The 14,450-nt window shown below is 39.9% G+C and carries 17 protein-coding genes; 8 read left to right on the top strand and 9 right to left on the bottom strand.

Annotated elements, in window-relative coordinates:
• Nucleotides 1-18: 18 nt before the first annotated feature.
• A complete protein-coding gene (locus CL181_RS07960) occupies nt 19-546 on the bottom strand; it encodes a PHP domain-containing protein (protein ID WP_097298781.1) in 528 nt (175 codons plus the stop codon).
• A gap of 273 nt (nt 547-819) precedes the next feature.
• Here CL181_RS07960 and CL181_RS07965 point away from each other — a divergent pair, with 273 nt between their 5' ends.
• Both CL181_RS07965 and CL181_RS07975 read left to right on the top strand, forming a co-directional pair.
• Nucleotides 820-1,014 carry a hypothetical protein gene (locus tag CL181_RS07965; protein ID WP_097298782.1) on the top strand — a complete coding sequence of 65 codons (195 nt, stop codon included), beginning with the start codon at nt 820-822 and terminating at the stop codon, nt 1,012-1,014.
• Nucleotides 1,015-1,368: 354 nt separating this feature from the next.
• On the top strand, nt 1,369-1,575 hold the full coding sequence (locus CL181_RS07975) for a hypothetical protein (protein ID WP_141398840.1): 207 nt from the start codon (nt 1,369-1,371) through the stop codon (nt 1,573-1,575).
• 132 nt (nt 1,576-1,707) lie between these two features.
• Here the strand turns inward: CL181_RS07975 and CL181_RS07980 are convergent, their stop codons facing one another.
• The 3 genes from CL181_RS07980 to CL181_RS07990 all read right to left on the bottom strand — a co-directional run bounded on the left by CL181_RS07980 (nt 1,708) and on the right by CL181_RS07990 (nt 4,342).
• Nucleotides 1,708-2,196 carry a hypothetical protein gene (locus tag CL181_RS07980; RefSeq protein ID WP_255251482.1) on the bottom strand — a complete coding sequence of 163 codons (489 nt, stop codon included), beginning with the start codon at nt 2,194-2,196 and terminating at the stop codon, nt 1,708-1,710.
• Nucleotides 2,197-2,198: 2 nt separating this feature from the next.
• A complete protein-coding gene (locus CL181_RS07985) occupies nt 2,199-2,504 on the bottom strand; it encodes a UPF0175 family protein (RefSeq protein WP_097298786.1) in 306 nt (101 codons plus the stop codon).
• 137 nt (nt 2,505-2,641) lie between these two features.
• Nucleotides 2,642-4,342 carry a glutamate--tRNA ligase gene (locus tag CL181_RS07990; RefSeq protein WP_097298787.1) on the bottom strand — a complete coding sequence of 567 codons (1,701 nt, stop codon included), beginning with the start codon at nt 4,340-4,342 and terminating at the stop codon, nt 2,642-2,644.
• Nucleotides 4,343-4,547: 205 nt separating this feature from the next.
• Between CL181_RS07990 and CL181_RS07995 the strand changes: the two genes are divergently transcribed.
• Nucleotides 4,548-4,844: a PRC-barrel domain-containing protein gene (locus CL181_RS07995; protein ID WP_097298788.1), complete on the top strand. Its 297-nt coding sequence runs from the start codon at nt 4,548-4,550 to the stop codon at nt 4,842-4,844.
• A 6-nt stretch (nt 4,845-4,850) separates the two neighbouring features.
• Nucleotides 4,851-5,624, top strand: coding sequence for a tRNA(His) guanylyltransferase Thg1 family protein (locus CL181_RS08000; RefSeq protein ID WP_320410167.1), 774 nt, complete (start codon nt 4,851-4,853; stop codon nt 5,622-5,624).
• On the opposite strand, the gene rnhB is transcribed toward CL181_RS08000, so the two are convergent.
• Complete coding sequence (rnhB, locus tag CL181_RS08005; protein ID WP_255251483.1) at nt 5,604-6,275, bottom strand: ribonuclease HII; 672 nt, start codon at nt 6,273-6,275, stop codon at nt 5,604-5,606. The two genes, CL181_RS08000 and rnhB, sit on opposite strands and share 21 nt — an antisense overlap.
• Nucleotides 6,275-6,802 carry a cysteine hydrolase family protein gene (locus tag CL181_RS08010; protein WP_097298789.1) on the bottom strand — a complete coding sequence of 176 codons (528 nt, stop codon included), beginning with the start codon at nt 6,800-6,802 and terminating at the stop codon, nt 6,275-6,277. Before CL181_RS08010 ends, rnhB begins: the two co-directional genes overlap by 1 nt.
• Before the next feature lie 233 nt (nt 6,803-7,035).
• On the opposite strand from CL181_RS08010, the gene CL181_RS08015 reads away from it, so the two are divergent.
• Together CL181_RS08015 and CL181_RS08020 are read left to right on the top strand one after the other, a co-directional pair.
• A complete protein-coding gene (locus CL181_RS08015) occupies nt 7,036-7,902 on the top strand; it encodes a hypothetical protein (protein WP_097298790.1) in 867 nt (288 codons plus the stop codon).
• Nucleotides 7,899-8,855, top strand: a complete 957-nt coding sequence (locus CL181_RS08020) for a nucleotidyl transferase AbiEii/AbiGii toxin family protein (RefSeq protein WP_097298791.1) — start codon at nt 7,899-7,901, stop codon at nt 8,853-8,855. The genes CL181_RS08015 and CL181_RS08020 overlap by 4 nt, the downstream gene beginning before the upstream one ends.
• A 10-nt stretch (nt 8,856-8,865) precedes the next feature.
• Here the strand turns inward: CL181_RS08020 and CL181_RS08025 are convergent, their stop codons facing one another.
• Nucleotides 8,866-10,839, bottom strand: a complete 1,974-nt coding sequence (locus CL181_RS08025) for a flippase activity-associated protein Agl23 (RefSeq protein WP_176505114.1) — start codon at nt 10,837-10,839, stop codon at nt 8,866-8,868.
• A 63-nt stretch (nt 10,840-10,902) separates the two neighbouring features.
• Here CL181_RS08025 and CL181_RS08030 point away from each other — a divergent pair, with 63 nt between their 5' ends.
• Together CL181_RS08030 and CL181_RS08035 are read left to right on the top strand one after the other, a co-directional pair.
• Entirely contained in the window at nt 10,903-11,175 is a 273-nt protein-coding gene (locus CL181_RS08030) for a ubiquitin-like small modifier protein 1 (protein ID WP_097298839.1), read from the top strand.
• Nucleotides 11,172-12,353, top strand: a complete 1,182-nt coding sequence (locus CL181_RS08035; RefSeq protein ID WP_097298793.1) for a molybdopterin molybdotransferase MoeA — start codon at nt 11,172-11,174, stop codon at nt 12,351-12,353. The genes CL181_RS08030 and CL181_RS08035 overlap by 4 nt, the downstream gene beginning before the upstream one ends.
• Before the next feature lie 337 nt (nt 12,354-12,690).
• On the opposite strand, the gene CL181_RS08040 is transcribed toward CL181_RS08035, so the two are convergent.
• Nucleotides 12,691-13,497, bottom strand: a complete 807-nt coding sequence (locus tag CL181_RS08040; RefSeq protein WP_097298794.1) for a sugar phosphate isomerase/epimerase — start codon at nt 13,495-13,497, stop codon at nt 12,691-12,693.
• 6 nt (nt 13,498-13,503) lie between these two features.
• Nucleotides 13,504-14,208 carry a (5-formylfuran-3-yl)methyl phosphate synthase gene (locus CL181_RS08045; RefSeq protein ID WP_097298795.1) on the bottom strand — a complete coding sequence of 235 codons (705 nt, stop codon included), beginning with the start codon at nt 14,206-14,208 and terminating at the stop codon, nt 13,504-13,506.
• Between the last annotated feature and the right edge of the window lie 242 nt (nt 14,209-14,450).

Raw genomic sequence — 14,450 nt, forward strand, 5'->3', positions numbered from 1 at the left:
CATGTGCATGGATAACATTCAGAGCATCCGGACTTTTCGGATAGGCTCTAAGTCGTTAATAATCGCTTGTGAGATTCTTTCAGTTTCTACTGTGGACTTTTCAAATTCATTTGTCGGTGTGATCCCTAAAAAATTAATAACATAATCAAGATTGGCGTCACTAAAACCAGCATCAAAGATTAATAAACATTGACTTGCAGGATTTGCAAGAGTTAATTCAATACCCGGAAATATGGTTATTATCTTTTCAAATTGAGAATCAGCAATAAATGCTTGATTTTCTTCTTTTGCAACCTCTCTAATAAGCTTTGCTGAAACTACATCGTGATGGTCAGTTATAGCAATTGCATTGAGTCCGGCATTTCTGGCTTTAAGCAAATACTCTTTTGCAAACTGAATTCTGTCATCAGTTATTTGCTTTTTCGGTTCAGCGGTTAATGTTTCAAGTGCATCTGGATTAACGCCAATTTGTTTTCCAGTCCAATTTCTATCTCTCGGACTATGAACTTGAAAATCGCACCTGTAAAAATGTGCTCCCTTATCCATAATAAAAACTCCTTTTGCGAAGCCCTATTTCGCATATGCATTCCTCTGGTCGAACTCTGCAATCGTCAATCACTTTCTCCTCTTTTTATCTGTAAACTATTTGGATGACTTTAATCTTATCTGTGAAATGTTATGCTCATTTCATAAGGAGTTTATAGTTGTATGAAAGCAGAATCCAAACTCGCTGATTTTCACAAGCATATGAAATTTTATACAATTAACAGCAGCATATATTATTGATTTCAAGGCGGATAATCTTAAAATAGTGGCATTATGAAACCACAGGATATGAAGAAAGGCAGCTGTATAATAGTAAGAAATAATGGAAAAGATAATATTCTTGGAATAGTTGAGCATTTAAAGACTTTAAGTACAATGATAGAAATTCAAGTTCGATCACAAGAAATTAATGCTACAGAGGCGAAACATTTTAAAATTAATTTATATATGAATGAGTTTGATTCATAGTATATAAGAAATACTTCCCCCCAATCCCGACGGTCAATTATTGTATGTATGCCAAAGTATACACTTTTTTTCATTTATGCATAAAGTACGGTAAAAGTGCTTACTTATATTTTCTGGCTTAATTGTGAGCATATAATCAATAGCGCAGAGCTTTGTAAATGAAATTATTATTATATAATTCTCATTCTGCACCATTGTCTCCTTGAAATACTCCTCCGTCCGATGTTGTCCTCCGCTGCGTTCATCTCGCCATCCGAAAGCAGAGCCGCATATCCATCCGTCGGACACTGGAATAGAATAACCCGGGGAGAGGAGTATCACGAATCTTTCCACAATCGTTATCAGATGCCAAGTTTGCAGCTTATAGAAACCAATTTACCATACCCATTTTCAATTGCCTGTGTCATATCAGTGACATCATCAGCATTTAATATCCCTGCAAAACGAAGGAGTTTCTTGCCCGAAACGCCTCTTTGCGGGGATGAAGCTGCTGCTTCAAAATGTACTTATTGTATTTTTGTGACCGTTACATTACATGTTGGTGCAATTAAGGCAATTTGATGAAATCAAACATCGAATCTGAATTGACTTCCATAGTATGCATTTTATTCCCGCCGATTCTATCAGCGCCCCTATTTCATTCTCGACAAGCACATAACCGGGCTTAAAAGAGCATTTGTTGGATCGAATCTATTATTTCAATATCTTTTGAATATCTCTAATCCTTGTATTATCTTTCTGTTCGATCTTTAAAATAATTTCTTCCACTTCATTTTTGGTCAAAATACCTGATTCCCATAACGATCTTAAAATAGAATGAAGACTTATGGTGATCACACCATTTGCTAATGCAAAAGATATCGCAACTTCATCCATAGATGAGAAAATCCATTTCCTGCTGATGCATATTGAAATTGCTTCAAGTTCGCCTTTCCCGATGCGCCGATTTGTTCTTAAAAATGTCCTGTATGTTTCTTGTTCTTCATTATCAGGATTTATCACCTTGAAATTCTTGAATATATCCAGAGGAAAAGTGTAGCCGTAATCAATGGGAACGTTGAGCTCACCATAAATTTCAGGAGTTATATAAATTTCATGTTTTGAAAAAAGAGTTTTTAATAACGGCAAAGCTTCTATTTTTGCAAAAGCACTAAGTATGTCCGTATCAAAAATTATAATCATCTTTATCGCTGCAAAATCAAATCGACTTCTTTCTTCATTTTTTCACTTGTGGGGGCTTTGATCTTTCGGACTATACCTCTGCTTGATAGTATTTCTTTGAATCCTTCTCCTGATACTCCAGCAATTTCTGAAGCTCTGCTCATTGAAATAGTGCCTTTCTTATAAAGTTCCACCGCGATTTCTATTTTAAAAGAGGGTTTGACTTCCAACAAAGTCCTGACTGCTTCGTCGAGCAATTTCTCTTTACTTCCGAAGAATTTTGATTTCGTCAGGATATCAATACTTTCATGGACAAGACTTTCAGACATATTAACCAATGATCATTAATTATGTATGCTCTCTAATAACTGTTTGGTTTTCATTACGATGATTTCTTTCTAATTGGGCTTATTCGAGTATTTTAAGCATGTTCCTGAGCGCTGTAAACAAAAAGAAAAATAATTTGTCACTTATGCGTATAATACGCCACTACCTCATCCCCACTAACGCTATCGATCCTCACAAAGCCAAACCTCTCAAACTGCACCACCTTATCCAGCTCTTTCTCGATCCCGCGCTCGCCAATTCCCGAATATTCGCCGTCCGGTGAAAGAACTCGCACTTTCAGGCCATCAAGCGGAGCCCAGTGGATGATGCGCGCTTTCTCCTTCTTGACAAGATCCATATCGGTGCCGATGAATTTGGCTGACAGCGGCGATAATCCTGTGATCTGGATATTATAAAGATCTTTCAACCGCAGCTTTTCACCTTCTTTCAGGTTTTCCACATCGCTCTGGCATATTAGCACTTTTGTTCCTGCGGGGATCTCTCTCATCCCTCCTCTTGAAGGATGAAGCGGCGCCTTTGCAACTTTTGGTTCTGCACCCTCCACTTCAAGTTCAACAGGATTCCATACAAAAAAATACCTGTTTGCGATCGGGTCAATGATCTTCCTGTCCTCGGCATAGAGCGTGTCAAGGCTGATGCTGATATCTGTTTCCCCAAGACCAAGTTCTATCATGAATTTCCTGAGAGCTTCTGATCGTATGCCGCGCCGCCTCAATGCCCTTATCGTGGGCACGCGCGGGTCATCCCATCCCGTGTATGTTCCGTCAGCTATCGCTTTCTTTAAGCCGCTTGTGCTTAATTTCCCGAACTCGTGTATCTGTACGCGTCCCCAGTGCATGGTTTCGGGATATTTCCAGCCCATGTATTTATATATATATCGCTGGCGCGTCTCGCTATCCGTGAGGTCCTTGCCCCGGATAATAAGCGTCGTGCCCAGGAGGTGGTCTTCCACGGCGCCCTCAAAATCAAGAAGCGGCCAGGCATTGTATTTATCTGCAACTTCGGGTCTTGGGTGCGGCGTTTTAATGATGCGGAAGGCTACCCAGTCCCTTATTGCCGGGTCTTTATGTGAGATATCAGTCTTGATTCGAAGCACTGCTCCCTGCTCTTTAAATTCGCCTGACAGCATTTTTTTCCATAATGTAAGATTCTCTTCCACATCCTTTCCCCTGTGGAGGCAGGCTTTCTTTTCATCTTTTAGCGCCTTGAATTCCTCCTGCTCGCAGAAACAAACGTATGCTCCGCCTTTTTTGATAAGTTGTTCAGCTACCTCATAATATTTCGGGATCCTGTCAGAGGCAATAACTACCTCATCCGGTTTTGCACCGAGCCATTCGCAGTCATCAAGATACCAGTGGTACGCTTCAAGCATGGGGCGCTTGGTCGCCGGGTCTGTGTCATCAAAACGTATGATGAACTTGCCCTTATATTTTTTTGTGTATTCCGAGTTCACAACAATACCGCGTGAACTTCCAATGGTGGGCGGACCATTGGGGTTTGGCGCAAACCTCATCACAAGCAGCCCTTTAATATCAAGCGGTGGAAGGCCTTTTTCCGGCTCTTTCTTTTCCTTGAGTTCTGCAATGAGTTCAGGCGCAAGCCGGTTCAATTCCTGCTCCCATAAATCGGGAGACATGTTGTTTATCTCATCCAGCACTTCTCCCACAAGTGAATTTATCTCTTTGGCCCTTGTCCTTAGTTCCGGGGCCGCCATGACCTTGCCCATGACAGAACCAGCCTGCGGCAGCTTGTTATATTTTACAGCATTCTGAAGCGCATATTTCTTAATAAGAATTTTAATATCATCAGTTGTTAACATTGCAGCCTAAATCATCACATAAGAATATTAAACTTGTGCGTAAGGATAATCGACCACAGAGTACCCAGAGAGCACAGAGCGTTGCAGCTTTTCTCTGTGTACTCTGTGCTCTCTGTGGTTTTTCAAACCAGAATATAATAAAAGTCTCAAAAAAGATTCAATAAAGTTTATATTGATATCATTCATATTCAGGTAAGGTGATACAATGCAGGCTGAGGTTTCAACTCTATTTGGATTAAACATTTACACGGAAAAAGGAGTATATATCGGAAAGGTTAATGATGTGGTTCTTGAAGTAAACGAGAAAAAAGCAACGGGTCTTGCTGCCACAAAATTAAATCCCAATATGTTCGATTCGGGAAGCAAAGGCGTCGTCGTCCCGTTCAGGTGGGTTGTAGCGGTTGCGGATGTTATTCTCATAAGGCATGTCAAAGACCAGTTCAAGAAACCCGAAGAGGTTTCTGAAGAGTATGATATTCCCCAGGAAGATGAGGAACAATAATAAATCTTGAGTGATGATTTTTCAGAAAATGAAATGAAAGAGAGGGAAATATATTCCCACCTTCGGGTATTTCCTCCTTTTGCAGTAAGGATCGATGGAAAGGGTTTTCATCGCGCACTGGGGTTACTCGGGCTTTTAAAACCATATGATGAGATATTTGCCAGGGCGATGGCGGATTCTATTGAATTATTTTTTAAGGAAAGCGGCCTGAACCCACTTTTTGCTTTTACATTTTCAGATGAAATATCTTTCTTTTTCTATGAAATGCCTTATAACAACAGGGTCGAGAAAATCGATTCCATTATTCCAGCATTTGTTTCCTCAGCGCTTACAATCCAGTTGAAGCTTGAAAAACCTGTTTCTTTTGATTCAAGGATCGTCATTCTTGGAAAAGAAGACATTTACAAATATCTTTTGTGGAGACAGGCTGAAGCATGGAGAAACCATATGAGTTCCTATGGATATTACACGCTGTTAAAATCCGGGATGAGCGAAAATGAGGCTGCAATGAGCCTGAAAAACATGAAAGCCAGCCAGATCCATGAGCTTGTATTCAGTCATGGGATCAATCTTGCTGAAACACCGGTTTGGCAGCGATGCGGCATAATGGTTTACAGGAAATCGCAGGAGAAAACCGGCTTTGATCCAATAAAACAAAAGGAAGTTAAAACACAAAGGAGAAGAATAATACAGGATTGGAATCTACCAATTTTCAAGACTCAAGAAGGAAGAAAGCTTATCGAAAGGCTTGTTTCATCTTTATATATCGTAATCAAATAATCTTTTCTGGTTTCTATCAAATTTATCAAAAATATTTTTAGAAGTCTCCCAGGAACTACGGGCAAAAGAAGGAAGGGAATTATTGTCTTTTACCCATTGTTCAAGAAATCCGATAGTTTTAGCATCAGAAGGATAACCGCTTCCTATTTCCAATCCCAATTCGTTTTCGATTTGTTTTACAAGCAAGTCCCTCTGGACTTTCGCAAGTATGGAAGCAGCCGATACGATCGGGTATTTAACATCTGCTTTATGTTCTGAGGTGATCATTATTTCCCCTGGGTATTTCATCCTGATATTTTCGCCAAACCGGTTCGCAATTACATCCGCTGCATCTACAAAAGCATGATCGGGTCTTAATTCCTTAAGGACTTTCGTAAACGAGGCAACCATTATTTCATTCATTGTCATTATCTTCCTGAGTTCATCTATCCTGGAAGAAGTAACTTCAAGGATAAAATATTTTTCAGCCAGTTCCTTTATTTCCCCGGCCAATACTTCCCGTTTTTTTGCAGTCAGTTGTTTAGAATCCTTCACTCCGATCCTTGAAAGCTCGCCTATTTTTGTTCCATCAAGCAGTATTCCTGCAACGCACATAGGCCCAAGAACCGGGCCTTTTCCTGCTTCATCGACTCCGGAGATCATAAAAACCATTATAAAACCTTATCAGATGATGAAATTTGCGTACCGAATATATTTTTCATATATTTTAGGGCGTATTCATAAGCCTCTTCATCTATTGAAGCAGTGCAGTCACGCGCAACTATAGTCTTATATCCTGAAAAATATGCATGAGCAACATTATTCTGTACGCAGATATCTGTACTCACACCTGTAAAGATCAGGGTGTCTGCATTCATTTGTTTTAATATTTCAGGAAGTCGCGTATCCACAAAAGCGCTGTACCATTTTTTTTCTATCACTATATCATTTTTTTCAGGCTGAATCTCCGGTATAATTTCTGATCCCTTACTTCCTTTCATGGCATGTTCCCCCCATATGCCCATTTCCTTATCTGTCGTACTATGTGCATCCCGTAGAAATATTACCGGAACTCCAAGTTTATGCGCTTTCTTTACAAGAGCAACAACATTCGGGACGATACTCCGGGCGCGGTCACTTCCAAGTTTCCCTGTGACGAAATCATTTATCATATCCACAACAATGAGAACTTTCACCATACTACCTCCAAAATTTCATGTTCCATATAATCTAACAACTAAACTAATATATAAATTAAAGTGGAGGTAGACTGTGACTTTATTTGAAGAACCTTGAATTCGACGAACCGATCCTTATAACAAAACCAGAGTCAGATGAGTTCATGAACAAGTATCTACTAAAAATAGTAATATAATATATTAGCTACTATAAGTAGTAATATTTATATGGTATGAAGTCAAAATTATCCTTTATGCTTGAATTAATATTAGGCACAAGGACCAAGATAAAGCTCCTGCAGGCACTTGCTCAATCCAGCAGGTCAATGACCAGGAATGAGCTTGTTAAAATGACAGGCTCAGGTCTTAGGAGCACATATGAGCAGGTTGAAGAGCTAATTGGTCTTGGAGTCTTAAAAGAAACTGTAAACGGGCGCATCAGGGTAGCTCTTGACCCTGAATTTCCTCTTCATGACAAACTGCGCGACTTGCTTTTGTCAGGCACAGATTATTTGCGTACTCCACAGGACGTGCTTGCAGCTGTTGACAGGATTTGCGGTGATAAATACTACCTTGGCTCCTTTACTGCTGCACGCCGGAAGATCAATCCTGTAGATTATGATCCTCCTGTCTATGCTGTAAACATATTGAAAGATCACTATAAGCATCTTTATCCCCGCCTCCGGGTACTTGGTAAAATTGCAAATATAAAAGTATATGAGAAAAATATGGATGAGGCAGGGGATGTTACTATTATTACTTATGCGTGTAATAACATCCCGCCGGACATTGTAAGGACAGATTTCCTGGGTATCGAGGTTTGGGTGGCGTCTGTAGAACGGGGAATTATCGAGTGCCTGGTCAGGAAGACACCATTCACCCTATACGGTGCTTATCTTGCACTGCTGCAGAACAGGCTGGATAATGTTCTGGATATTGCATATTTCAAAAAGCTTGCACAGGAGGAAGGTTTACTTTCTCTTATACTGGCGGTTATGAAAAAGTTCAATGAGATAAGGGGTAAAAGGCTTTTCGAGGTAACTGGGAAAGAACAGACCATGGCACACGGTTGGGTAGATGAAAAGGAGATAAGGCATGCAATAAACACGGTGATGGGATGAGAATTTCTTTTGGAGTTGAGGAAAAGATAAAACTTCTATCCACAATACATACGTGGAGCCGGGACCAGCTCACTCAGGATATATTCAGAAAGATACAGGTGAAATATGGCATTCCTGCATTTCTCACAGAGACTATGTTCTGGCACATGGAGATTTTATACAGGCTTCTGCCCATAAGCGAATATCTTATATTCAAAGGCGGAACCTGCGTTCAGAGCTACATTGATCCAATGTTCCAGCGTGCATCCAATGATCTTGATTTCAATACAACGATACAGAATCACAATGCATTGATTCAGAAGATTGAAGAAATAAATAAGCAGCTAAGAAATCAGGGAACGGCAGTTGAGATACAGGGAATCCCATATGGTTTTTTTGAATTTGAGTCCGCTGATAAAGCATCAGGAACCTTGAACTTCAGGCACAGGATGCCTTCCAGGTTTGGAGAGTACGAGCATGTAGCCGGAAATGATGTTCAGGCAAAGCCCATAAGAGTTCAGATAAACTGCAAGCATGCATGGCTTCCTGCGATAAAGAAGGTCATAAAGCCAGTGGAATTTTATGTTATGGAAGAAGCAAAACCCGTGGAAGCAGTCGTCTTTCCCCACTCAAGCATTGAAGATCTGATCGCAGATAAGATCATGGCAACACAAGTACATACAGGCAGGGAGAGGTTCAAGGATGTCTATGATCTTAAGGTGCTGTTTAACCTTGATTTTGACAGAACTGCGGTCAATACCAAGCTTGCACTCATTGCTAAGGAAACAGGAAGAGACGCTGGTCAATTGCTCAAATCAAGTGCGAACACAGTAATGGCTTTCGGGGATCGGAGCAATGAAGCACAGGGGTTTGCCAGTATGGTTTGCAGAGGTGGAAAGGAACTCATTAAAGGTTGGGAGATCATGTGTGAAAAGACTGCCAGGACAATCTTGCTGCTTGGCCAGGAGCGTTGAATCCGGCAACTTAACTATCCTGGTATTTAGGCTTATAGAACAGCACTATCTTGTATTCTGACGGCTCTCGATTCATCTTCCTGTAAAGCAAATAATCAATGGTTATATCTGATTCTTTAAACCAGTACCATGACATCTTTGCGCTATCAAGTCGCTCATAATCTGTGCGAAGGTTGCGCTTTACGATATCAGCTTCACTTGGCGCCTCATCGCCCTGATGAACGATTATCAACGGCGCGTCAAGAGTGGAATTGATATTGGCTTTCCATTGAATATTATTGAAATGGCGCATATACCAGAGGAACTGGGTTTCTAATTCCGGGTCTGTAAGTTGTATCTTTGTATAATTACCCTCATACTGCGATGAAATTTCATTTATTTTACTTAAGAATAATGCAAATTTCTGCGGTGGCTGGGCCGCCTGGATAAGAGGTTCAGCGGTATCTGTATAACGTTTAAAGTTCAATTCAACGCTTGAATATATAAAAAAAGATGATGTTAAAATAATAATTATAACTGTAATAACCCCTTTACGGGAATTCAAATCCAGTCCCGGAATAATTTCATTCAGGTAGATCGCTGCAATTAATACAAGGGGAAGTAAGGGATTGAGTACGAGCCATGGTACTTTTTCCTGGACATAGGAATATACAAAGAAATTAGCCAGTGCCCAGTATGTCAGGAAAGCAACAAAAAGATTTTTTGACTTCAATACGCTTAAGAATGAAAATGGCAGCAACGGTAATAAAACGATTATTGAAGCCGGGAGGTAATATACAGGAAGGAACCTGCTTGATGCCGGATATGTTTCTGATATAAGATAAAATATTAAAACTATTATCCAGTAGATAAGAGAAATCATTAATATCTTTCTTTTCTTATTATCACAACAGCTATAATGTGCAATTCCTAAAATTCCAAATATTAATATTGGAAGATCATAGAGAGCTATGATCGGCAGGTAAAAAAAGAAAACGCCGCCCATACGTTCGATCTTATGCATCTCGTACCAGTGTAAAACCGCTTTCATGAAGGCATCTTTCATCCCCGTAAAGTCAAGGAAATTTCCCGTATAATATAATGAGAAAAAGACAAAAAATATAAAAATAAATAATAGCATTTCTGTAGACAGGATCAAAAATTTATTATCGAGATTTTTGATTTTCCCGATCAAATCACTATACCATTTTTCCCTTATGGCGAAAAGAAACAGGAAAAAGACTACCAGAGCCATTATGATGTATGCATTTTCTTTAAGTGCCACCAGCGATGCAAGCGCCAGTGCCCCGATAACAATGTAAAGAAATCTCATTAAAGGATATCTGCCAAAATATAGAATAATAATAACTAATCCAATTAATGCATATGAAACAAAATATAAACCTTTTAAGGTTAACAACGACAGCATCCTGATATATAAACCCGGTATGACCCAGATAAACGCCAGTGTTAATATTATTAATATAGTTGCAAATAAATATGCATTCCTGATCACTATATTTTTATCATTTGAATAATTCATTTTAGAATAATTCTCTGTATATTTGATCGCGCAAACAAATAATAATAGTGTGAAAAAGGACATGAATATATCTTCCCTGTAAAACCGGGAATAATACAGGAACGATGGCGAGAATGCAAGGAAGAAAGCACAGATCAGCAACCCGGTCTTTCCGATATGTTTCTTTAAGGGCAGCAAAAATAACAGCATAGCAGACCCGAGAATTGCTGGCAGAATCCGTGCAGAATAATCACTATCCCCTATTCTTTTAAATATTTCTGTTGTCACATAATACATGAAAGGCCCATGGAACGAGGGATCGTAAGAATAGCTATGCTGCGTGAACAACCTGTACGTAAAATAACCTACAGCAGCCTCATCGTGATGAAATACCCTTTCATCAAGCCTGTAAAGTCTTAAGAAAAATGCAAGGGCTACCAGGATAAAAAAACAAAGATAATAAGGAAAGTTTTTTTTATTCATCCACTCCATGATAGTTTAAACTTATTCATAGCATTTATGGTTTTGGAAAAACATTCATGGTGCATGCCAAAAATCAGGATCAGATTCTTTGCAAATTTCAGGGAATTCACAAAAACCGGTGAGCTTGAGATTGAAGGAGATACTGTTCGAGAGATACTTGAAATGATTTGTAATAAGTTCCCGGGCCTTGATAAGATCTTATTCACCAATGGAAAATTACAGCCCTATGTTAATATCTTTCTGAATGGAGAAAATATTCTTGAATCAAATGGAATGGATAATTTGCTTCAACCGGGTGAAGAAATAGCTATTTTCCCTCCTGTGTCGGGTGGATGATGTTTAAAGAAAGAATAAATGCACAAAAAGCAAAAGAATTATTTCTCCATTCATTTCAACCAATTTCAAAAATAGAGACCTTGCCCATCGAAGAATGTGATGGAAGGATAATTGCAGAAAATATAATTGCAAGTATAGATGTGCCGCATTACAGGCGTGCAGCCATGGATGGATTTGCAGTCATGGCATCTGAAACGCTCGGAGCAGGCACCGGCTCGCCTGTCATACTCAGATTAGCAAATAGTATGGAGAAAGGTACATGCATGAGGGTGCATACAGGTTCACCGATGCCGGAAAAATCGGATGCGGTCGTTATGATGGAAGATACGGTATTAAGCGGCGATAAGGTTGAGATATTTGCACAAATCCATCCCTTCAAGAACGTTGGGGCAATAGGGGAGGATGTACAAAAAGGTGAAATTATCTTAAACAGGGGACGCCTGCTTCGTCCCTGTGATATCGCTGTTCTTGCATCCCTTGGTATCGGGAATATTAAGGTTTTTAAAAGGCCTCTTGTTGTTATTATTCCGACTGGTGAGGAACTTGCGCCCAGAGGTAAGAAAAACCTGGCGGATGGAGAGGTCTATGAAACGAATGGATTGATGTCTGCGTTGTATATACGAAAATGGGGGGGCATCCCTCGCCTGCTTGATATTGTGACTGATTCTCCTGAAAAAATAAAAGAAGCTATTATATCAAATCCTGATGCAGATATGATTTTAACAAGCGGCGGGACTTCAGTGGGAAAACGCGATTTTGTTCCGGCAGTTGTCGGATCACTTGGAAAACTCCTTGTTCATGGTGTCGGGATCAGTCCTGGGAAGCCTACAGCTCTTGGAATTATCAATGGTAAACCTGTTTTGTGCATGCCGGGATATCCAGTTGCAGGTATAGTGGCGCTTTTTTTTTATGGAAAGGCCGCATTTCGAAGGCTCGGGCATATTCCGGATGAGCCTGAAAGAACTGTAAGGGCAGTTCTTTCCGGAAAAATAGCTGGAAGGACAGGGTATAAAACATTTGCCCGTGTAAAAATAGATAATGGCGTTGCGATACCACTGGCAACAGCAGGGGCCGGGATTTTAAGTTCGGTTTCTAAAGCTGATGGGTTCGTGATAATTCCGGAAAATATCGAAGGACGAAATGCTGGTGAAGAAGTGGAAGTAGTGTTAATTGAATGATTATTTTGTCATCATCATGCTCATTTTAGTGTCCGAATAAGTATATTAGTTATGATACTTATTGTTAGTATGAGCAGGCAAATAATTCATTTATATTTTCCCCACATCCTATCCACTGCCTGCTCTATCCAATTTGTATATTCAATTGAGATTATCCTGGTATATTTGAAAATATCCTGATATATTAGACATATCCTGATATATTAGACAAATATCCTGATATATTAGACAAAATAATGGTGGTATAATGGGCAGGTTGGGGGGGTGGTGGTATTTAAAAAAATTCCTGCCCATTATTTTCCTACAAACATACATAATATTTAAAATATTCGATGGCTTATCCATTATTCAAACCTGAAAGTATCTTCTTTCCCGCCCTTACATCATCAACAGAGAATACCTCAAGATTATACACACCATTAAACCTGAGTTCTTTCAAAATAGAAAAATCAATAACTCCTGTCCCTGGCGCACCATGAAGATCGCCCCAGAACTTCTCTGTCCACAAACCCTTGTTATCGTGGATATGAGCATGCACTACGTGATTTTTTAGTTCCTTAGCAAATTCCCGAAGTTTCCCCTGGTTTCCCTCACACGTCAGGTTAGCGTGCCCGATATCAAACGTAGCCCTCAAATTAGGTGAACCTGTCTTTTCGATAGCCTTTATCAGGTCAGCTGCGCTGATGCACAGGTTATCCGGGTCAGTCCCTTCCTTATTTTCAAGTCCGAGTATAACATTCGCATCTTCGGCAAATTTTGAAAGGCAGGATAATCCTGACACCATGTTTTCAAATGCTCTGTCTTTATCTCCATTTATCCTTCCCGGATGAATGACCACAACCCCTGATCCGAGAGCTTCTGCGATCGTTATACTTTCTTTCATGAGTTTTTCTGTTGTATCATTCAATCTTGCAGTATCCACAATAAGTTCGTGCGGGTAATTTGGCACATCGCTAAAATAAGGAGCATGGATAGAAGTTGATAAATCGTATGACGAAAGCGTATCTTTTATTTTGGATACGCGGGATTTTATTAACTTTGTTCCTTCATAAACTTCAAGCTTTGGTATATACAGTTCTATAGATTCAACCTCGCGCTCCAGTTCAGGAAGTGTTCCTGCAAAAGATGATGCACCAATTATCATTTTCCATTATTTCCTGTTGATCAGGGCTCTTAATTTTTCAACAAGATCTTTCCTTATTGAGGAGTTGCGGTCTCCGCCGCACACGCAACCCCTGACTCCGATAATATCAGGAGAAATTCTTTTTAATGCAGGAATATCTTCAAATTTGATCGTGCCTGCAAGTGCTGCCTGGAGCCCGTGGTCTCTTGAACTTGAAACGAAATCTTTGAGTTCTTCTTCGGTCAGGAATTCAAATGTGGAGCGGCCATCCTTGATACCCGTATCCATCATAACAACATCTACACCTGCTTTTTCACCGATTGATGGCAGTTCAAATGGTGAGATGGAATTAATTCTCTTGTAATCGGAATAACCCGAAGCCACTACTTTCTTATTTTTGTCATATTCCTTTACTGAACGGACAATGTTTGTGAGCATGTCAAGGGCCTGCTCCCTGGTCTGTATATCGAATAATCCAACTTTGATATAATCTGCACCTGCGACAGCCGCACCAAGTGCTGCGAGTGATGCCGTTCCTGGCTTATAATTAAAATCACCGATCGTTGCGCTCAAAGGTACTATGCCTGCCACGTTTTTCACATCTCTGATCATCCATGGGAAATTTGCGCCAAGTGAGCCTTCTTTCGGATTCTTTACATCTATGATATCAGCTCCGCCTGATTTGCAGGTTTTCGCTTCTTCAACATTGATCGGGCTTACGAGTAACTTCATATCAATAGATTAAATTGATGCACTTATACATTTATGTTTCGAATTTGTTGTGATATAGTCACTCAGCGTTAAATAAGCCGATAGGAATTCAAAGATAAATTGAATGCTCACCGCAAAGAACGCAAAGGACGCAAAGATTTGCTGCTACACTTTGCGTTCTTTGCGAACTTTGCGGTTTATTGTATCGTTTCCTTTCGGATGAAATATGCATGAATTCACTATACAATGCACTTCTAATGGGC

The organism is Candidatus Methanoperedens sp. BLZ2, from assembly GCF_002487355.1.
In the GTDB taxonomy this organism is placed as follows: Archaea; Halobacteriota; Methanosarcinia; order Methanosarcinales; family Methanoperedenaceae; genus Methanoperedens.